This window comes from Bacillus sp. TE9106W (genome assembly GCF_054062215.1).
Genome location: NZ_JBSSFA010000002.1, coordinates 71,504 through 90,189, shown reverse-complemented (window position 1 = coordinate 90,189; position 18,686 = coordinate 71,504). Strand labels below are relative to the sequence as shown.

Annotated in this window: 25 protein-coding genes; 6 read left to right on the top strand and 19 right to left on the bottom strand. The window is 36.3% G+C overall.

Annotated elements, in window-relative coordinates:
• Positions 1 to 6: 6 nt before the first annotated feature.
• Positions 7 to 918, top strand: coding sequence for a DMT family transporter (locus tag ACVWY7_RS04025; protein WP_001146252.1), 912 nt, complete (start codon positions 7 to 9; stop codon positions 916 to 918).
• Positions 919 to 953: 35 nt separating this feature from the next.
• Here ACVWY7_RS04025 and ACVWY7_RS04020 read toward each other — a convergent pair whose 3' ends face one another.
• The 9 genes from ACVWY7_RS04020 to ACVWY7_RS03980 form a co-directional block, all read right to left on the bottom strand.
• Positions 954 to 1,439, bottom strand: coding sequence for a PRK06770 family protein (locus ACVWY7_RS04020; RefSeq protein WP_033682626.1), 486 nt, complete (start codon positions 1,437 to 1,439; stop codon positions 954 to 956).
• Positions 1,439 to 1,840: a nuclear transport factor 2 family protein gene (locus ACVWY7_RS04015; RefSeq protein ID WP_105989980.1), complete on the bottom strand. Its 402-nt coding sequence runs from the start codon at positions 1,838 to 1,840 to the stop codon at positions 1,439 to 1,441. The genes ACVWY7_RS04020 and ACVWY7_RS04015 overlap by 1 nt, the downstream gene beginning before the upstream one ends.
• Before the next feature lie 155 nt (positions 1,841 to 1,995).
• Complete coding sequence (locus ACVWY7_RS04010) at positions 1,996 to 2,400, bottom strand: DoxX family protein (RefSeq protein ID WP_144507793.1); 405 nt, start codon at positions 2,398 to 2,400, stop codon at positions 1,996 to 1,998.
• A gap of 160 nt (positions 2,401 to 2,560) precedes the next feature.
• Complete coding sequence (locus ACVWY7_RS04005) at positions 2,561 to 3,625, bottom strand: DUF871 domain-containing protein (RefSeq protein WP_002080282.1); 1,065 nt, start codon at positions 3,623 to 3,625, stop codon at positions 2,561 to 2,563.
• 48 nt (positions 3,626 to 3,673) lie between these two features.
• Positions 3,674 to 5,038, bottom strand: a complete 1,365-nt coding sequence (locus tag ACVWY7_RS04000) for a PTS transporter subunit EIIC (RefSeq protein ID WP_073526442.1) — start codon at positions 5,036 to 5,038, stop codon at positions 3,674 to 3,676.
• A 23-nt stretch (positions 5,039 to 5,061) separates the two neighbouring features.
• Positions 5,062 to 5,946 (bottom strand): N-acetylmuramic acid 6-phosphate etherase, encoded by an 885-nt coding sequence (gene murQ, locus ACVWY7_RS03995; protein ID WP_073526440.1) that lies wholly within the window; start codon positions 5,944 to 5,946, stop codon positions 5,062 to 5,064.
• A 154-nt stretch (positions 5,947 to 6,100) separates the two neighbouring features.
• Entirely contained in the window at positions 6,101 to 6,964 is an 864-nt protein-coding gene (locus ACVWY7_RS03990; RefSeq protein ID WP_000648163.1) for a MurR/RpiR family transcriptional regulator, read from the bottom strand.
• A gap of 29 nt (positions 6,965 to 6,993) precedes the next feature.
• Positions 6,994 to 7,308, bottom strand: a complete 315-nt coding sequence (locus ACVWY7_RS03985; RefSeq protein ID WP_001223243.1) for a hypothetical protein — start codon at positions 7,306 to 7,308, stop codon at positions 6,994 to 6,996.
• Between the two features lie 125 nt (positions 7,309 to 7,433).
• Positions 7,434 to 8,561, bottom strand: coding sequence for a cation:proton antiporter (locus ACVWY7_RS03980; protein ID WP_000899806.1), 1,128 nt, complete (start codon positions 8,559 to 8,561; stop codon positions 7,434 to 7,436).
• A 275-nt stretch (positions 8,562 to 8,836) separates the two neighbouring features.
• Between ACVWY7_RS03980 and ACVWY7_RS03975 the strand changes: the two genes are divergently transcribed.
• Positions 8,837 to 10,240, top strand: a complete 1,404-nt coding sequence (locus tag ACVWY7_RS03975; protein ID WP_105989888.1) for an amino acid permease — start codon at positions 8,837 to 8,839, stop codon at positions 10,238 to 10,240.
• Positions 10,241 to 10,268: 28 nt separating this feature from the next.
• Here ACVWY7_RS03975 and ACVWY7_RS03970 read toward each other — a convergent pair whose 3' ends face one another.
• The 4 genes from ACVWY7_RS03970 to ACVWY7_RS03955 form a co-directional block, all read right to left on the bottom strand.
• Entirely contained in the window at positions 10,269 to 10,439 is a 171-nt protein-coding gene (locus ACVWY7_RS03970; protein ID WP_001174845.1) for a hypothetical protein, read from the bottom strand.
• A 12-nt stretch (positions 10,440 to 10,451) separates the two neighbouring features.
• Positions 10,452 to 10,655, bottom strand: coding sequence for a hypothetical protein (locus ACVWY7_RS03965; protein ID WP_000391504.1), 204 nt, complete (start codon positions 10,653 to 10,655; stop codon positions 10,452 to 10,454).
• Positions 10,656 to 10,734: 79 nt separating this feature from the next.
• Positions 10,735 to 13,194: a LamG-like jellyroll fold domain-containing protein gene (locus tag ACVWY7_RS03960; RefSeq protein ID WP_139242374.1), complete on the bottom strand. Its 2,460-nt coding sequence runs from the start codon at positions 13,192 to 13,194 to the stop codon at positions 10,735 to 10,737.
• 261 nt (positions 13,195 to 13,455) lie between these two features.
• Positions 13,456 to 13,704, bottom strand: coding sequence for a hypothetical protein (locus ACVWY7_RS03955; protein WP_306475117.1), 249 nt, complete (start codon positions 13,702 to 13,704; stop codon positions 13,456 to 13,458).
• Here ACVWY7_RS03955 and ACVWY7_RS03950 point away from each other — a divergent pair.
• Complete coding sequence (locus ACVWY7_RS03950) at positions 13,589 to 13,972, top strand: DUF3992 domain-containing protein (RefSeq protein WP_260857878.1); 384 nt, start codon at positions 13,589 to 13,591, stop codon at positions 13,970 to 13,972. The genes ACVWY7_RS03955 and ACVWY7_RS03950 overlap by 116 nt on opposite strands.
• A 57-nt stretch (positions 13,973 to 14,029) precedes the next feature.
• Here the strand turns inward: ACVWY7_RS03950 and ACVWY7_RS03945 are convergent, their stop codons facing one another.
• The 4 genes from ACVWY7_RS03945 to ACVWY7_RS03930 form a co-directional block, all read right to left on the bottom strand.
• Entirely contained in the window at positions 14,030 to 14,374 is a 345-nt protein-coding gene (locus ACVWY7_RS03945; RefSeq protein ID WP_000525823.1) for a DUF3992 domain-containing protein, read from the bottom strand.
• 20 nt (positions 14,375 to 14,394) lie between these two features.
• Complete coding sequence (locus ACVWY7_RS03940) at positions 14,395 to 14,763, bottom strand: DUF3992 domain-containing protein (protein ID WP_001277529.1); 369 nt, start codon at positions 14,761 to 14,763, stop codon at positions 14,395 to 14,397.
• A gap of 110 nt (positions 14,764 to 14,873) precedes the next feature.
• On the bottom strand, positions 14,874 to 15,479 hold the full coding sequence (locus tag ACVWY7_RS03935) for a DedA family protein (protein WP_000435019.1): 606 nt from the start codon (positions 15,477 to 15,479) through the stop codon (positions 14,874 to 14,876).
• Positions 15,480 to 15,489: 10 nt separating this feature from the next.
• Positions 15,490 to 15,771, bottom strand: a complete 282-nt coding sequence (locus ACVWY7_RS03930) for a YkvA family protein (protein ID WP_000733851.1) — start codon at positions 15,769 to 15,771, stop codon at positions 15,490 to 15,492.
• 340 nt (positions 15,772 to 16,111) lie between these two features.
• Between ACVWY7_RS03930 and ku the strand changes: the two genes are divergently transcribed.
• Positions 16,112 to 16,924 (top strand): non-homologous end joining protein Ku, encoded by an 813-nt coding sequence (gene ku, locus ACVWY7_RS03925; protein ID WP_073526433.1) that lies wholly within the window; start codon positions 16,112 to 16,114, stop codon positions 16,922 to 16,924.
• Between the two features lie 17 nt (positions 16,925 to 16,941).
• Here ku and ACVWY7_RS03920 read toward each other — a convergent pair whose 3' ends face one another.
• Together ACVWY7_RS03920 and ACVWY7_RS03915 are read right to left on the bottom strand one after the other, a co-directional pair.
• Positions 16,942 to 17,721, bottom strand: coding sequence for a DUF2935 domain-containing protein (locus ACVWY7_RS03920; RefSeq protein WP_073526431.1), 780 nt, complete (start codon positions 17,719 to 17,721; stop codon positions 16,942 to 16,944).
• A 14-nt stretch (positions 17,722 to 17,735) separates the two neighbouring features.
• Positions 17,736 to 18,164, bottom strand: a complete 429-nt coding sequence (locus ACVWY7_RS03915; protein WP_175556177.1) for a VOC family protein — start codon at positions 18,162 to 18,164, stop codon at positions 17,736 to 17,738.
• 34 nt (positions 18,165 to 18,198) lie between these two features.
• Between ACVWY7_RS03915 and ACVWY7_RS03910 the strand changes: the two genes are divergently transcribed.
• Both ACVWY7_RS03910 and cotJB read left to right on the top strand, forming a co-directional pair.
• Entirely contained in the window at positions 18,199 to 18,414 is a 216-nt protein-coding gene (locus tag ACVWY7_RS03910; protein WP_000362188.1) for a spore coat associated protein CotJA, read from the top strand.
• Between the two features lie 8 nt (positions 18,415 to 18,422).
• Positions 18,423 to 18,686 (top strand): spore coat protein CotJB, encoded by a 264-nt coding sequence (cotJB, locus tag ACVWY7_RS03905; protein WP_001075543.1) that lies wholly within the window; start codon positions 18,423 to 18,425, stop codon positions 18,684 to 18,686.

The window sequence follows — 18,686 nt, the reverse complement described above, 5'->3', positions numbered from 1 at the left end:
TTTAATATGCCTTATTTTTATGTCTTTTTACTATTATTAACGAGCTTATTATGGGGAGGAAATTTCGTCGTTGGGAAATCACTCGTTGATCACGCGTCTCCAATGACACTTACAAGTTTAAGATGGATAATTGCGATCGTTTGTTTATTACCAATGGTTTGGTTTAAAGAAAAGAAAATCATTCCACCACGCGCTGCGATACTCCCGTTAATATTGATGGGAATTTCAGGGGTCGCTCTTTTTAACATCTTTCAATTTTTAGCATTAGAAAAAACATCCGCAACAAATGTAGGGCTTATTTCTACATTAAACGCGATTTCCATCGCACTATTTTCTGTCTTATTTCTAAAAGAAAAAGTAAATACACTTCAAATTTTATCTATGATTCTTTCATTCTTCGGGGTTATCCTCGTCCTATTAAAAGGTAACTTTGCCCTTTTATTTTCACTACATTTTAATAGTGGCGATTTATGGATGATTGCGGCTGTTTGTATTTGGGGAATGTATTCTGTTTGTAGTAAATGGGCAACAAAGACAACAACACCACTTATGGCGACGCTATACTCTGGTATTTTCGGCGTTATTTTATTACTGCCATTTAATATAGGGAGCTTCACTGTTACAAATATAAATACTTCTTTCATAACTTCACTTTTATATACAGGGCTTATTTCCACAGTTCTTTGCATGGTATTTTGGAATATTGGCGTACAAAAATTAGGAGCAACTACATCAGGTGTTTTTCTAAACTTCAATCCAATTTTTACAGCTATTTTAGCATTTCTTTTCCTCGGTGAAGAACTAACGTGGATACAAATTGTAGGAACAATGATCGTTGTGACAGGATGTTATTTATTTTCTCATTTCAAAACAGTTACTGTACAGCCAACTGGAGCTTTATTACGAAAACATTCTTAATGAAAAAACATCGTCATCTGAGTTGGCGATGTTTTTTATTTATTCTTCATTTCTTTTATATACTGTTTTTCTTCTTCTGGCGATAAACGTTCTGTTGCCTTGCCAGTATCTCCACCTTGAAGGCTCCATAAAAAGTTGTGCTCCTCAACCGTTTGAGAAAAGTCTCCTTTTTCCCATCTATTTATAATAGAAAATAACTTCATTTTATATCGAAAACCTGTACTATTTTCAATATCTCTTTTCACATTAGAAATTTCCTTTTTCGTCATTTCTACAAATCCCCATTTTTCAGAGGATTTTACCTTTTGGTGCACCATTTTGTGCATAGTAGAAATAATTTCACCTTCACTAACTTGTGGAGGTTCTTCTGCAACTTTCTTCTCTTTTTCGTTTGCAGCTTGCTGGGTTTGAATATTTTTATTTTCTTTTTCTACATATGCAAGCAATTTCTTTCCACCAACTATAGACGAGATAATGACTATAATTGTAATGGATATACTTACGATCCATTTAAAAAGCATTAGCTCTTCATCGCTTCCCTAACAATATGACTATCTACATATTGTTTAAACATCACAATTTTTCCGTTCTCAAGTTGCCATACATGAACAAATTCTGCTTCAAATGATTTTCCTGTTTCTTTATAAACTCCTGAATAAACACCTTCAGCAATAATTACATCTTTTCCTTTTACTTCATGATACGTATTTACACTTGCTTTATAAGCATCCCATTCTGATCCTAATCGGATAAATACATTTTCCATGATTGCTTCTACACCTATATAAGTCCCCCCGTACGGGAACCCTTCTGCCTCTGTCCATTCTGCTTTTTCAGAGAGGGCTTCTGCTAAATGTTTTGCATTCGAAGAAGCTGATCCTTCATATGTACTTCGAATTATTTCTAAATTTGATTTAGACATGTTACTTCCTCCCCTTTCATTTATTTTCGGGCAAGTTGTAACCAAAACAATTACAACCTACCCAAAAAAATATTTAAATTGTTTTATTCTTAATCTATACGATGTAATCATTATAGTTACAATAATGATTCAAGTCAACAATTTATAAATAAAGTTTACTTCGTTTTCATTACTTTCTCTTTTAAGAAACGATCTACATACCCTTCTGCTTTTACAACGAATAAATACGCACCCATTGCTAATAAGGCAAGATCTAATTCATACCCTGGATTCTTTCCATCTCCTAATAATCCTGCTGCTCCATTTACCTTCACGATAGCTCCAGCTAAAATAAGAGCGAATAACAACCCTACATATCTTACGCCTAAACCGATAATTAATAATATACCACCAACTAATTCAACTGTTGCTATGCCATATGCAAGACCGCCTGGTAAGCCAATGCTTGTAAACCAGCCTGCTACATTATCGATACCTGATTGAAACTTCGCTAAACCATGTGCAAAGAATGTTACTCCTAACACGATACGAATAATTAAATTCCCAATATGTTGATTCATTTTAAACTCTCCTTTTTGTTTTGTTATGGTGAACTTTTATTTACAAATCAAAACAATACGGTATTTCATTTCATTCGTCAAATACTTTTTTAAAGAAAACAAAAAACATTATCCCTTTTACGGATAATGTTTTCTTACAAAATAGCGCTAATGCAAGCTTTTACTCTATCGCACAAAAAAATTGAAACATTTTTCCAGCACCAACATACGGTAATAATGATATATCCTCTTCTACAACCATGCCAACAACGTTCACTTTCTCATCTACAGGCAAATCATGTACAGCAACTTGCATCTCCCCTGCATATCTACCGTACAATTCATTATCAATTGTAATGCTGCCTTTCTTTCTTACAATTGCATTCATTGGCTGTAAAATCACTTTATTTTCTTCTCGTGATTGTACAGACCGAATGACATCACGGGCTGGATCTAGTCTATTTGTATGCACTTGTTCTACCATTTTTAACGCTTCACTTTTCTCTATCAATGGCTCATATCGTAGCGGAATAATCCCTCTACTCGCACTCGCTATCTCTTGTACACTTTCTACACGTCCGCTTATATCCCCGATTAACACTTTATCGACACCACAATCTTGTACAAGTTCTAAGTACGCTTCAAGCGGGCGCATATTGCGGTGCTTTTCTAGCGTTGGTAAGCCTTTATGTAACGGACCACGTTTTTCACCATCTCCCGGAATAAATGCCATCGTTTTTATTCCGCACTTATGCAAGTATTGGTTTTGTTTTTGCAAGAAAGACTTTGCTAGTCCTGTTTCTGGACGCGGATAAAAATTATGCCACGCTTCTACATTCTCGACCCGTATCTTTTCAGTAATTAACTCTTTCCAAAATGAATCTGTAATCGTACTCGCATTTAAAGCTACTTTCATCTTGTGAGATACGCGTGCGATTTCTTTTGACGTGATGCCATAGTCCATTCGTAAACCAGTAATTCCCCACTCTACTAACTCTTCCACATTTTCGTACGTCATTCCTAAATGGTGTAGCGATTTTTGGGAAACATCAACCATTAATTCCATTTCATTTTCAAGAGCCTGTTTCCCAAGTATTTGAATTAACTCTTTATACGTACCAGGGTCATCTTCAGGAATGTGCAATGATGTAAAAATAGATGAAAACCCGTTTTCCTTCGCTACTTTTAGCCACTCTTCTTGCTTCTTTACTCGTTCTTTTGAAAGATAAATTGAAACTCCGATCATATGAATCTCCCTTTCTATGAATAAAAAAAGAGAAAGGAATCCCTTTCTCTATATGTTTTCTGCCATTTCTTCTTTAAATCCGAAGAAGTACGTAAAGATGAATCCGAACGTATATGCCACTACTAACCCAAGGAAATATAATAAATATTTGTTATCAGCAATTAACGGAATTAATGATAATCCTGATACACCAATTCCGAGTGCAGCTGTTTTCATAACTGCTTGGAACGCACCGCCAACTGCTGCTCCTAAACAAGCTGTAAGAAACGGTTTTCCCAGTGGTAATGTAACCCCGTATAATAACGGTTCACCAATCCCTAAAAATCCAACTGGTAATGCCCCTTTAATTACGTTACGAAGTCGTTTGTTTTTTGTTTTTACAAAAATAGCAATCGCTGCTCCTACTTGCCCAGCGCCGGCCATTGCAAGTACCGGTAATAAAGGTGTTACGTGCGTTTGATTAATAAACTCCATGTGAATCGGTGTTAAACCGTGATGTAATCCGACCATAACGAGCGGTAAAAATGTTCCAGCAAGTACTGCTCCCGCAAACGCTCCGCCAATATTTAAAATGCCATTAATTCCGTTTGTAATTCCTTCAGATAAGAAACCTGCTACCGGCTGAATTGCTAACATCGTTACGATACTTACGACTAACACAGTAATAAGCGGCGTTATAATAATATCAACTGCATTTGGTACAGCTTTTCGAACTTGTCTTTCCACTACAACCATAAGCCACGCTGCAAAAATAACTGCAAATAATCCGCCCCGTCCAGGTACAAGCGCTTCACCAAATAATTTTACATTCGCCATTGCCGGGTTGAAAATTAAAATACCAGCAATTGCCCCAAGAACTGGAGTCCCGCCAAACTCTTTCGCTGTATTCCAGCCGACTAAAATGCCTAAGAATGTAAAGATACCGCCGCCAATAAGTAGTAACATTTGTAGCCAAGTTGCATTCGGATCAGCACCTGCGTTTTTCGCAAAGTTAGCAACCCCGTTTATAATACCTGATGCAACAAGACCCGGAATTAATGGAATAAAGATACTTCCTATTTTTCTTAAAAAGTTTTTCACTGGTGTATTATTTTTCTTCTTAATCTCTGACTTCATCTCTTGCCCAAGATCTTCAAGGTGATGATCTGCCACCTCACCAATTCGGAGTCCCGTTAAACCTTCCATCTCAGCTGCTACTTTATTTACCGTTCCTGGTCCAACAACAACTTGAAGCGTCTCATCTTCAATAACACCCATAACCCCTTCAACCTTTTTCAAAAGGTCCATATTCACTTTACTTTCATCATGAAGCGTTAATCGCAGTCTCGTCATACAATGAGCAATACCGCGAATATTTTTTACTCCCCCAAGTTGCTCCGAAATTTCTTGCGCCATTCTCTCTTCTTTCCTCATAATAGAATCCCCCTCCCTATTATTTATAATGCCTTCTTCACAAACCCTTTCGCTTCTTTTAGTTTCTCCAGTGCTTCCCCATACTCACACTGCAATAGCACCATAACAATCGCAGCTTTCACGTTACGTTCTGCTTTTTCATAATGCTCTGCTGCTACTTCATAACTAACCCCTGTTGCTTCCACAATAATTCGTTTTGATCGTTCTACTAACTTTTCATTCGTAGATTGCACATCTACCATTAAATTTTTATATACTTTTCCAACACCAATCATAGAAGCTGTTGAAATCATATTCAGTACTAATTTTTGCGCTGTACCAGCCTTCAACCGCGTTGAGCCTGTTAAAATTTCTGCGCCCGTTTCTACTTCCACATTTAGTTTTGCATATTTACTTATTTCAGCATTTTTATTACAGGAAATACTCGCTGTACTCGCTCCCACGCTATGCGCGTACTTCAAGCCGCCAATTACATAAGGAGTTCGACCACTTGCCGCAATCCCAATCACAGTATCTTTCTCATTTAACCCAATACTTTTCAAATCTTCTTCCGCTAACTCTTCGCGATCTTCGGCACCTTCAACCGCTGTAGTAAACGCTTTCAATCCACCTGCTATAAATCCTTGCACCATTTTATCATCTGTGCCAAATGTCGGCGGGCATTCCACCGCGTCCAAAATACCTAAACGGCCACTCGTGCCAGCCCCAATGTAAATTAATCGGCCCTCTTCTTCAAAAGATTGAATAACAGCCCGTACAACCTTTTCAATATGTTCTATCTCTTTTTCAACTGCTATTGCAACAGTTCGATCTTCTTCATTCATACTTTGCAGAACTTCTTTTATGCTCATCTCATCTAAATTCATCGTCTTCTCATTACGATGTTCTGTCGATAAATTCTCTAACATATTCCCACCTACTTTGAAATTTAATTTCATACTTTCATTATAACTTTAAGAAATTTAAAATCAATATTACTTTATTATTTTATGAAATTTAATTTCTTTTCATGACGAATTTATGTCCGTCCGTACGCAAAAAAAGATGGGTTCCCCCATCTTCTCATTTCAGCTTCCGTAATCGCAAAGCTTCTTCTCTTGTTTCCATAAATTGATCCAGCACTTTATTACCAATACGATTAAAGGTAATCACATATAGAGCATCTATCATGTTCAATTGCGTCATTCTTGAAGCAATACTTGCAATACGATGATCTTGTTCTACATCTGGCATACAAAGACGAATATCTGCCTCTTTATATAATGGTGACGATTGATCAAGCTTCGTAATCGCAATAACTGTTGCTCCTTGTCTCTTTGCATATTGTGCCATTTCAAGTACATCTTTCGTACGACCAGATGTTGAAATCGCTACAAATATATCGCCTTCTTTTAAATTCGTCACAAGCGGCAACATCATATGAAAATCAGATAACATCATTGCTGTAAATCCGAGCCTTGTAAATTTATAAGCCCCGTCCATCGCTGGAGTAGCTGATCCACCTACTCCGTAAAAGATAATTTTATCCGCATTTACAATACGATCTGCTGCTTTCTCAAGCTCCTTCTTATCTATCGCCGTAACGCTCGCCTCAATTGCAGCTTTATTTACATATGTAACTTTATTAAACAAGTCATACGGTCCATCTTCCGTATTCATCACTGAAAAATCGTTAATATTATAATCAGCAATCGTTAATTCACGAACGAGTGCGATTTTAAATGCTTTAAAGCTCCCAATCCCAATCGATTTACAAAAGCGAACAACACTCGCCTCACTTGCGCCTGCATTCGTTGACACTTCTTTCGTCGTTAAGTTCGGAACAATCTCTGCATTCTCCATTATGTACATGGCAACCTTCTTTTCAGCTGGTGAAAATTGATCCATATTACTTTCAATTTTAAATAGTAATGTTGAAGCTTTCACTATTTAACCTCCACTTCTTACGGTTGCGTTCACTTATTTTCTCTTGCTTCAAGAAGGTAAAAACCATCATCACCAGGAGGATGAAACACATTTACAATGCGATTCCCTTTTTGATAAACAGTTCTTTCCCCTTCTGTCCACTTCTTTTCCCAACCGTTCATCCAAATCGCAACATCAGGTAAAAAAGCAGTATATTTCAGCTTCTGGTCGTACTCACCATCTGCTTCTTCCGAGAAAATAGAAACCGGAAAATCTTTCACTTTTGATTCTTTCCATGCAGTAAATGGTATGCACAATAAAAGAAGTATAATTACACCTATAATCTTTCCCTTCGTAATCCTCAAACACTTCCCTCTCCTTGTCATATCACATACATAGATTTTACCATAATTACAAACCTTTCATGCCACATGACTATTGCTTTTCCAATAAAAAAAGAGCTTACCTACTTCAGATAAGCTCTTCCTCTTTACACGAAATATTTCTTTAAAAGCGGCGGCGTAATAATCGTCGTTAATATAACAACAATAACAATCGCTGTGAAATTTTCTTTCGCTAGTAAATTCGCCGCCAGTCCATTTGCTGCAATAATAAGTGCTACTTCACCACGTGATACCATTCCCGCACCAATACTAATAGAAGATTGAAGGTTGAATCCTGTTAGTCTTGCTCCTAAACCTGATCCAATTAACTTTGTGAAAATCGCAATAAGCGTCATGATGATAATGAACCAAAGCTGGCTTCCGATACCTTGAAATGTAATTTCCATTCCAATACTTACGAAGAACACTGGTACAAATATCGCATACGCAATCGGTTCAATTTTATGTTCTACCTCATGCTTATACTCTGTTTGCGAAATGGCAATTCCAGCTGCAAATGCTCCAATAATACCTGCAATCCCCATCATTTCACTATAATATGAAAAAGAAAAACAAATAATAAGAGCCGCGCTAATTAACGCTTCTGTTACACGAAGTGGCACAAGCATTTTCATAATCCACGGAACAACTTTCCAGGCGATAAAAACAATGCTGACAAAGAAAATAATTTTCTTTACGATAACAAGTGTTATATTCACATCTTGCGTTCCTAAAAAGCTCATAACAAACGCTAATAAAATAACGACGATGACATCATCAAATACGGCTGCACCTAAAATCGTTGTACTTTCTCTCGTATTCATTTTCCCTAAATCTCTTAGCGTTTGCACCGTAATACTAACCGACGTTGCACAAAGTAATAACCCTAAAAAAATGGCATGAGATTGTATTAATCCAAACAGCAATCCTGTTACATAACCACCGATGAAAGGAAAAATAATTCCACCAGCCGCTACTGCAAATGATGATTTCAAATTCCGATTTAATTCTTCTAAATCTGTTTCAAGCCCCGCCATAAACATAAGTAGTAAAACACCAATCTCACTCAGTTCATCAATAAGTTCAGAACTATTAATAATACCGAGTACAGCTGGACCGATAATAATACCAACAATTAATTTCCCAAGTACAGAAGGCTGGCCGAGTCTCACACTAATATCACCAGCTAATTTCGTACAAAGTAAAATGACGACAAGTTCAAAATAAAATAGCATAGCATCTTCTCCTACTTTAACTTTAATCAGTGGATTTTCTCCATCCGAATAGATTGGTAATCCCCGTCCATTCCTGCAAGTAGTTTCCCCTATTCATTCGCATTTTATTTGTCACATTTTCATTTGACAAAATATTCTGAATTATAATAAAATGAACCCAGCAATTCCAAAAACTATATACCATAACTGTACCTCCATTTACTTACATACTCTTTTCTAGTGGGCTCCTACTACATTCGCGGTTATGGAAATGAAAAACGGGGGGAGAGTCCAAAGTGAAGTCATTATTACGAAAAAAAGCGCTTAGTACTGAATCACCACGGCAACTACAAAGAACATTAACCGCACTTGATTTAACGTTTTTAGGAATTGGCGCCGTAATTGGGACAGGGATATTTGTATTAACAGGTATTGTTGCAGCGAAACATTCTGGTCCTGGTATTATGCTATCATTTCTTATTGCTGCATTTACTTGTGCTTGTGTAGCCTTTTGTTATGCCGAATTTGCTTCTTCTATTCCTGTCTCAGGCAGTGTGTATACTTACGCATACATGACAGTCGGAGAAGTCGTCGCCTTCATCGTTGGATGGTGTTTAATGCTCGAATATTTACTTGCAGTCGCAGCAGTAGCTGTCGGTTGGTCTGGTTATTTACAATCTTTACTACAAGGATTTAACATCCATCTGCCCGCCATAATCGCCTCGGCCCCTGGCGTAGGAAAAGGTGGTCTCATCGATTTACCAGCTGTTTGTATTTTACTCATCATTACTGGTCTTTTAAGTTTTGGTATACGTGAAAGCGCACGCATTAATAATATTATGGTTCTTATTAAATTGGCTGTTATTATCGCCTTTATCGTAGCAGGCGCAAAATATGTAAAACCTGAAAATTGGACGCCGTTCATTCCATTCGGATACGACGGTATTATTACTGGAGCTGCCACTGTATTCTTCGCCTTCTTAGGCTTTGATGCAATCGCAACCGCTGCGGAAGAAACGAAAAAACCACAGCGCGATTTACCAATCGGCATTATCGGTTCCCTTCTTATTTGTACTGTTTTATATATGATCGTATCTTTCGTTTTAACAGGTATGGTTCCTTATACACAATTAGATGTTTCTGATCCAGTTGCGTTTGCCTTACATTTCGTTGGTGAAGATACCATTGCAGGACTACTTGCTGTTGGTGCGATGACTGGAATGACAACCGTCCTCTTAGTCGTTATGTATGGACAAGTTCGCGTTTCATATGCGATGAGCCGTGACGGTTTACTTCCAAAAGCGTTAGCACGTGTAAATAAAAGAGTGAAAATCCCTTTATTAAACACGTGGATTACTGGTGTTGTTGCCGCTTTATTAGCAGGACTTTTAGACCTGCACGTATTAGCGAATTTAGTAAACATCGGGACATTAACAGCCTTTACATTTGTTTGCTGCGCAGTACTTATTTTACGAAAAACACACCCTGACTTAAAACGCGGATTCCGCACACCTTTCGTACCTGTACTACCAGTTGTCGCGATTCTTTGCTGCTTATATTTAATGATCAATTTGTCTAAAACAACATGGATTAGCTTTGCCGTTTGGCTTATAGTCGGATTATGCTTCTATTTCTTCTATTCTAGAAAGCATAGCCATTTAGCTACCGAAAAAACGAGTGATGAACAGAAAAAAGCATAACAAAATAGCTCGCCTTTTTAGCGGCGAGCTATCTTTCTGTACTATTATATTTTTTCGTTAACGATTGTAAAATGAAAAATATGCCGATGCAAGCTGTAAACGATGCCCAATTTCCTATTGGTGTTGCGTATTTAAAAACGCCAATACCTACAAGCAATAGAAAAATAATCACCTGATATATAAGCTTCCACTTTTGCATATGTTCCCTCCTTTACTTCGTTCCCTTCTTTTTCTTCTTCCATGCATTTAAACTATCAAAGAAGAAGTTAATAAATAACGTGCCTAAACCTGCTAATAAAAACGTCATTAAAAATAGAACCCATATACTTTTTTCTTTTAAGAAATAATATCCTACAAGGAGCACAACCGCGATCCATACATATTCCAGAATTCTTTTTAGCTTTTTCTCTTCCAAATTATTCGCTCCTTTTTTCTATGCTATTTTTAGTATAACAAAAAAGAAGCCTATCATGATAAGCTTCTTTTCTTCTCTCTTATTTGTTTATGCTTTTTTCAACAAGTGAAATCGTATACTCTAATGTACGATTCATCGTTTCTACCTGTGCATCTTTTACTTTTACATCTTTCACTACAGCTTCGGCCACTGTAATTTTTTGACTCAGTGCTTTCACTGAACCGTCCGTTACATTTGCATCTTGCGCTTTTTTCACTACTGCTATTGCAGATTCAATATTGATTTGTAATTTTTCTTTCGGTGTTTTCGGTTGTTCTACTACTTTAGATTGTACAAATGTTACATTAGCTGTTTTTAATTCGTTATACGTTTGAACGATTTGCTCTCCCGTACTCCCTACATTTTCAAATGCTTGCTTTGCATTATTATAGCTTTTCTCTAATTCTTGAAATGCTTCCTTTGAATATTGACCTGGCTTATCACCAAACTCATACGTACCTGCTAACACTTCTTTCACTTTCCCAAGCTCTTCATATAACGCGTTCACTTGCTCTAACTTTGTGCGGTTAGAAAACTCATTGTACGCCGCTAATACTTCAGAAGAACTTAACGCTTTACTATATAATCTCGCAAGCGCAATTTGTCCATTCAACGGAATACCACCATTTCCTTTGCTATCAGGATCAGCTCCAAATGCAAATGGTACGTTCGGATGAGACACTTTCCCTTTAGCTGGTTGGCTATTTACTTTTTTACCATCGACATAAATAGCTACTTCACTTCCGTTATACGTTCCTGCTAAGTGATACGTTTTATTTGCTTCTAATTGAACGCCAACACGTTTATAACTGCCGCCAATATGAGCCCACAATTCAACATTTCCACTTCCTGTAGATTCAAAGCCAATTCCGCCGCTCTCTGTATTTTGTAAAATACCTTGTCCGCGAATTTCATTCATTGAAAATACAGTTTCTAGCGTGAACGTATTTGCTACTTTCTCTTTTTGTGCTGCTGAAAATGGAAGGTATCCAAATGTATTAGCTTGTCCATTCAATTTCATTACATTTGTTTTTAAAGCTTTATCGTATGCAATAGATACATTCCCTTTCACATCGCCCTTCGTTCCAAACGATGAATTATCTTTAAATGTACCATCTAAGAAATTCACATCAAAAACATCTGCCTTTGGCACTTTTACATTCGGATCAATATTATCTTTTTTCGTAGTAACTTCTGCCGTTAACGGCTGCGCACTTTCATTACCGAACGAATCGATTGCAACAACTTCAAGCGTATATGTTTTTCCACCATCTAATCCTGCAAGCGTAAACGTAAGATCTTTTGGTACTGGATCACGATAAAACTCTGAGAATGCTAACAATTTATTCTTTATTTCGCCCGTTTGCTTATCTCTAGCTTGTACACGATAAGAGTGAACAAGAAGGTTATCCAGCGCTTGTGGGAATGTTACTGTTGCTGCATTTTCTGTTACATTTGATACCGCAAGTTTTGCATCCTTAGCAAAGTAAGGTTTTTCTTTATCACGATCTTCTACATGTGTAAAAGTTTCTTTCTTTGCTGGTAATTTAATTTTCCAAGGCTCACCTGTCCAAGAATTTGTATGGAAATCACGACGATTAATCGTTACTTCTTCATCATCTACTTCTACTAATAAACCTTGGCTTAATGTACTAGCTCCTGGCGGGATATTCCCCTGCACTTTACCACCTTCAACTTCCATGTAACTTATAGAAGATGTACCAACGGATGTAAAGTCTTTTTGATGAATCGATCTTGGATCATCTAGCGGATAATGTGAATGACCTGAAAACGTAATAGCCTGCGGATATTCTTTTAATACCGCATTAATTTTTGCACTATCTTGCGTTCCCCATTCATGACTACCGTATACTGTCTCTTTAATGTGTTGATGTAAAAATACGAAAATCGGTTTTTCTGGGTCATCTTTTTGTGCTTTCGCCATCTCTTCTTTTAACCAATTAATTTGCTTGTCTGAATAATATCCGTGTGTTGTCCCATTTTCTGGCGACATAACAAGGAAGTGATACCCTTTCACCACTTTATGATAATAAATCGATTCCATTCCTGTTTTTTCTAAGAAACGCTTCTGTGCGCCCTCTACAGATAAACCGTTCCAATAATCATGGTTACCAAGAGAATTCATTCGCACGGCATCTTTATTTGCATTTTCATTATACACTTGCATGAAACGATCATATTGCTGCAATGACCCTGTATCTGTGAAATCACCTACGATAACAAATGCATCTTGCTTTGGTGCAAGCGTATTGAGCTGTTCAATCGCTCGTTTCCAGCGAAACGTATCATCCGTTCCACTATTTTTAATATGTACATCACTTACAACTGGAAAAACGATCTTCTTTTCACTAGGTACCTTTTCTTGCTTCTTCTCTTCCGCTTTAACTGATGTACTCCACGGAAATGATACAAATGCTAATACAAAAACCATTAATAATCCAATAAGACCTTTTACTTTTCGTAAAGCAGTTCTGTCCACGTGTATCCTCCTCATAATAATCGATTCATTACAAGGGCTATTTTATCTAAAGCATATTAATGTCGTTTAAATAATAAATGAATTTTATTAGATTTTTGTAAATATACAGTTAATTAAAGGTTAAGTCCAACATTCTTCTTACTATTGTATACAACCACTTTTTGTCTAAAAGAGTCTGAGCATTCTTTTCCCATGTCTATTCACATATAATCTTTTCTATAACATGAATAATAATTTAAGTTTTAAGCCTATTAGACAATCTTAATTTTTAACATTTCCTTCTTTTTTTAACACATCGGCCATGCTTCTACATTTAATAGTAGTAAAAGACAACTTAAAAGGAGGGGTTGTATTGAATAACAAAAAAAATATCGGCTGTTTTGCTCCTTTATCTATCATTTGCCCAGACCCTTGTCCATCGACCCCTCCTCCAAATCCAAATTGCGAGCGAGTAACAAATGAATTTGCAGGAAATTTCCTCATAACGAATAACACCATGCCCTCTGCCAAAGGTGCATCACAATCGATGATACTGTGGCAAAGTGATGGGATACTACTTATATCGGGTACTGTCTCGGTTTACAATAGTACTAGCAGCACAGAAGCAATTACAATTGAAATCGTTGGAGCAGTAACCAATATTTTCACTGTGTTTCCTGGTAATACAATATCGTACACAGGAAAAGACTTACAGTCAGTCAGTATTGCTAATATCCAACATAATCCTTCACTATATTTAGAAGGCAAGTATTGTTGCCAATTTACATGTTGTTTATAAAATACCAATTTTATTACTTCCTCAATTAAAAAAGCATACCATTTACGGTATGCTTTTTTATGAAATTGGATAACGTACTGTAATACAAAATTCCCCTTGATTAACAGTTGTTCCGGTTGTAGTAATTCGAACAGTCGTAAAATATCGTACAGTGAAAGTACTACTACTTTGCGGTTGTACAGTAATTGTATCAACTACTGTAGCACCTACTAAAAAATCAACTGTAATTGGAGCCGTACCTACATCATATTTCACGTAACCTGAACCATATACTTCTTGCGTGATATTATTTGTATATACAATTTGAGTACCCGCACCTGTAATAGACCAGTCTGTACATACTTGATCTTGTACAAGCGTTTTATTAGAACAACAAGACAAACTGGAACTTCTCATTCCCATTTTGATCCTCTCCTATTCTGCTATGAAAGTGGATAACGTGTTGTAATACAAAATTCTCCCTGATACGTTCCAGCAGGCGTTGCAGGTAACACAACTTGTATAATATCAAAACGCCGATACGTAAACCCGATACTCGTTCCTGGGTTTAATGTTTGTGTATCTATTACAGTACCAGCAGAATCAAGCGCCTCTACAGTAATTGGTCCTGGTCCAACATCATATTTAACAAAACCAGTCCCCACTACGTTTTGGTTAATATTATTTGTATAGAGAACATTATCAATTGCTGTTGCAACTACAGTAGCAGACCACGGACTACACACTTTATCTTGTACATAATTTTTATCTGGACAACAAGTTAATGCTGCCCCTGAGCACTCACAAGACATAGTTGTTTCCCCTCTCTCTTTTATATTCCCTATATGTGTATGTCCTTCAGAGTCTTTTGCCTGTACTATTCATCTATTTTCAAAAAATATACAAATACCAATACCAATGACTAGATAGATTCCGTTCTGTTTCTTTTTTTCATAAATTTATAGATTAAAATACCGCCGACAACAATAACGACGACTAGTAATATCGGTAGCATATATTGCCCCACAACATCCGCCGCTTTTTCCCAATGCGGACCTAATTTCATTCCAAAATAGACATATAAAGTTGTTAACGGGAACATTGCTACAAATGTATAGATACTAAATTTCCATATGTTCATTTTCGCCATACCACATGGAACAGAAATAAGCGTTCGAACGCCAGGTACAAAGCGTCCAACAAATGCTACAACTGGTCCATATTTCTCAAAGAAATCATCTGCTTTTTGAATTTGTTCTTCTTTAATAAAGAAGTATTTCCCGTACTTTATTAATAGAGGACGACCACCGTAATAACCGAGTGCATATAACGTTAACGGTCCTGTCGTTCCGCCAAGTGTTCCAGCTAATACAGCTAGCCAAAAATTCATATCCCCCTCGTACACCCAATATCCAACCATAGGCAAAACGACTTCTGCTGGAATAAATTCAAACGTTAAAGCCAATACAACTCCAAAATAAGAAAACTGCTTTAAAAACTCAATTATATCTAAAATAATTTGCTCCATATTTTAACTCCTATCCTATGTTTACGTTATGCTTTTCTTGTAATTGAACTGGCGCCATTTTTACAATTCGGTTCAGGATAAATAACACAATTCCAATATCATCTAAAATACCGATGAACGGTAGGAAGTCTGGAATTAAATCGAGCGGCATCGCTACATAACCAACTAAAAAAGCAACGGATAAGATTTTCTTCTTTATTGAAACCTCTTTTGAAGTAAAAAAGTCAAATAGGAATGGAACAAATCGGCGAACATGAAATACAACTCTTAATCTACTAATAAGTTTTTTCATTTTTATATCTCCTCTCCTTGTATACAAAAAGGCCCCTACCAAATATGGTAAGGGTCCTAAAAAAGACAATAAGGGGCCTTTACCATTGCTGGTAAAGGTCTCACTAACAACGAAACGTTGCCAATAAAGCCGAGGGTTTCTCCCTGTAATGACGACTTTACTGTAATAAGTTACTCCCCTTTATATACACAATTTTATACAATCACATTAAAATATTTTGGAGGGCTTGTCAATATATTTTATATCCCACCCCCTTCCGTAAAAAACAAAAAACGTATAGGAAATTTCTTACTATCTCATAATATACATAATCATTTTTGAATGAAAGGAGAGATTTCATTTGCATACCGTATGGAAAGGTGCACTTTCACTTGGACTATTAAATATAGGAATTAAACTATATAGCGCCGTAGAAGAAAACGATATCAAATTTTTAAGTCTCCATAAAGAATGCTTAACACCTATTAAATATAAAAAATTTTCTCCTGATTGTACGGATGAAGAAATTGATGATAAAGATATTGTAAAAGCCTATGAATACGCCCCTCATAAATATATTATTATGGATGAAAAAGAATTAGCTGCGTTGCAAAAAGCTCACGAACCACGATCTATTCGTATTATATCTTTTATCCAAAATAACGAAATTGATTCTGTTCTCTATGATCGTTCTTATTTTATAGGCCCTACTCCAGGACACGAAAAATCGTATTTATTATTAAAAGAAGCTCTTGAACGTACGAATAAACTTGGTCTTATCCATATTTCCATTAGAAAAAAACAACATTTAGCTATTATCCGTAACTTTGAAGATGGACTTATGTTGCAAACTATTCACTATCCTAATGAAATTCGCGATATAACAAATATACCTAACTTACCAAGTAACGAAAATTATCCGATTCAAAAACAAGAACTCACCGCAGCAATTAATTTAATCCACCATCTTACAAACCCTTTCGAACAAGAGTTATATACAGACGAATATAAAGAAGCTCTTACCGAATTAATCGAAAATAAAATTGAAGAACAAGAAAAAACGGAAACCATCTCTCCTGCTCCAAACATCATCAATATTATGGAGACATTACAGGCAAGTATTGAACAAGCAAAAATAAAAAGAGACGATAAAACAGAAAAAGAGGCCAAATAAAATTGACCTCTTTTTCTTTAAAGCGGATTACATTTCGGCATTTCGAGTCCAGATGATTGGGCTAATTTTAATAAATAATAACATTCCTCTCTTGCCATATGATCTGCCATTCTCGCTGATAATACACTTAATACTTCATTCGATAACTCCAGCTCTTCAACTTCATGTAAAAAATGTGAAAATAATTTTAGTTCAAGTGAAACATCTTTTGTAAACTTCTTTAATGCAGGAAAATGATGAAGCTCTGTTCTTAAATACCCCGTCATTTCAACTGCCTTCAAATAAAATTGTTCAAAGTGCTTCTCAAATTCTTCACTTTTCTCTTTTAATCTTTTTTCAACAAGATCTAATCCACCAGAAATAGAGCCCGCATGACCAGCTGCATCTGTTAACCAAACGAGATGATAATGCAGTTCATGAAAAACAGGTGGAACTTCCCCCTTCTTCAAAAACTCTAAAACCGTTATATACTCTTCCACTTCGTTTACCATATGATTAATAAAAGTCGGCGTAAAATGAATAGTAATTTTCCCTTCCAACTGCTTCTGTATAATATTTAATTTAAACGTTCGTATTTCCTTTGCTGCTTGTTCCGCCTCTTTAGAAAATGCCACGAGATTCACATTCCGAACTTTATTTAACAGATTCGTAAATAGTTCAACAAAATAAGTAGCTTTTTTTATATCTTCTTTTTCCTTCGGAGCTAACGCATCAAGTAAAAATTGCGAATGATCAGTAAGTACCTTTAACCAAAATTGATGCTCGAACAACGCACTTTCTTCATAATTTCTCTCCACCAAATCCCCTCCATCTATTCATTCTTCTCTATCACTTGAAGTTTATATCCATCTGGGTCTTGTACTACAATACTCTTCGCACATTCATTTTCTGTATATAAAATCTCATAAAACGCTAGCTTCTTTTTCAATTTCTCTATGTTAGAAATCGTAAACGTTAAATCCTCACATGAATCTGTAACACTTTTTTCCCGTCCACCTAACATGCGATTCATGACAAAACTAATTCTCGTTGAATCAGCATCATACCAAACCCCTGTTACATCTGATTGTGGTCTTTCTAAACTAGGTTTAATTCCTAAAATCCCTTCGTAAAAATACAAAGTTTCCTTTAAGTTTTTCACTTCCAATACAATGAATTGTTTCACAGTCTCCACATTCATTCCCCCCGTACCTATTACTTTTTTATATGTGTCATAAATGCTCATTATGTCTGAATACAATACGTAGTGATGAAGAATATAGGGAGGTTTATTAATGGATAAATATATGAAATCATATGTGCCATATCATAGTCCTCAAGATCCTTGTCCTCCTATTGGTAAAAAATATTACTCTACCCCTCCTAATTTATATTTAGGTTTTCAACCGCCAAATTTACCACAATTCTCACCGAAAGAAGCACTACAAAAAGGAACTTTATGGCCTGTTTTTTATGACTATTACGAAAATCCTTATAAAAAAGGGCGGTGACGACTGACGTGAACCAGCCACTACCAGAAGAATATTATCGACTTTTAGAGAATCTCCAAGAATTAGACTTTGTACTAGTCGAACTAACGCTTTACTTAGACACCCACCCAGACGATACAGCAGCTATTAATCAATTTAATGACTTTTCTTATAAACGAAGAGTACTAAAACAACAGATGGAAGAAAAATACGGACCACTTCAACAGTACGGAAACAGCTATTCTAATGCCCCTTGGGAATGGAGCAAAGGTCCTTGGCCATGGCAAATATAA

Coding starts and splice junctions, on each gene's coding strand:
- ACVWY7_RS03980 (WP_000899806.1), bottom strand. CDS start 8,561: ATGCTATTTTATTTTGAACTTGTCGTCATTTTACTTTGTACGAAATTA.
- ACVWY7_RS04005 (WP_002080282.1), bottom strand. CDS start 3,625: ATGATCGGAGTTTCAATTTATCTTTCAAAAGAACGAGTAAAGAAGCAA.
- ACVWY7_RS03910 (WP_000362188.1), top strand. CDS start 18,199: ATGGATAAATATATGAAATCATATGTGCCATATCATAGTCCTCAAGAT.
- ACVWY7_RS03940 (WP_001277529.1), bottom strand. CDS start 14,763: ATGTCTTGTGAGTGCTCAGGGGCAGCATTAACTTGTTGTCCAGATAAA.
- ACVWY7_RS04010 (WP_144507793.1), bottom strand. CDS start 2,400: ATGAATCAACATATTGGGAATTTAATTATTCGTATCGTGTTAGGAGTA.
- ACVWY7_RS03945 (WP_000525823.1), bottom strand. CDS start 14,374: ATGGGAATGAGAAGTTCCAGTTTGTCTTGTTGTTCTAATAAAACGCTT.
- ACVWY7_RS03935 (WP_000435019.1), bottom strand. CDS start 15,479: ATGGAGCAAATTATTTTAGATATAATTGAGTTTTTAAAGCAGTTTTCT.
- ACVWY7_RS04025 (WP_001146252.1), top strand. CDS start 7: ATGCCTTATTTTTATGTCTTTTTACTATTATTAACGAGCTTATTATGG.
- ACVWY7_RS04020 (WP_033682626.1), bottom strand. CDS start 1,439: ATGCTTTTTAAATGGATCGTAAGTATATCCATTACAATTATAGTCATT.
- ACVWY7_RS04000 (WP_073526442.1), bottom strand. CDS start 5,038: ATGAGGAAAGAAGAGAGAATGGCGCAAGAAATTTCGGAGCAACTTGGG.
- ACVWY7_RS04015 (WP_105989980.1), bottom strand. CDS start 1,840: ATGTCTAAATCAAATTTAGAAATAATTCGAAGTACATATGAAGGATCA.
- ACVWY7_RS03970 (WP_001174845.1), bottom strand. CDS start 10,439: ATGCAAAAGTGGAAGCTTATATATCAGGTGATTATTTTTCTATTGCTT.
- ACVWY7_RS03930 (WP_000733851.1), bottom strand. CDS start 15,771: ATGAAAAAACTTATTAGTAGATTAAGAGTTGTATTTCATGTTCGCCGA.
- murQ (WP_073526440.1), bottom strand. CDS start 5,946: ATGTTAGAGAATTTATCGACAGAACATCGTAATGAGAAGACGATGAAT.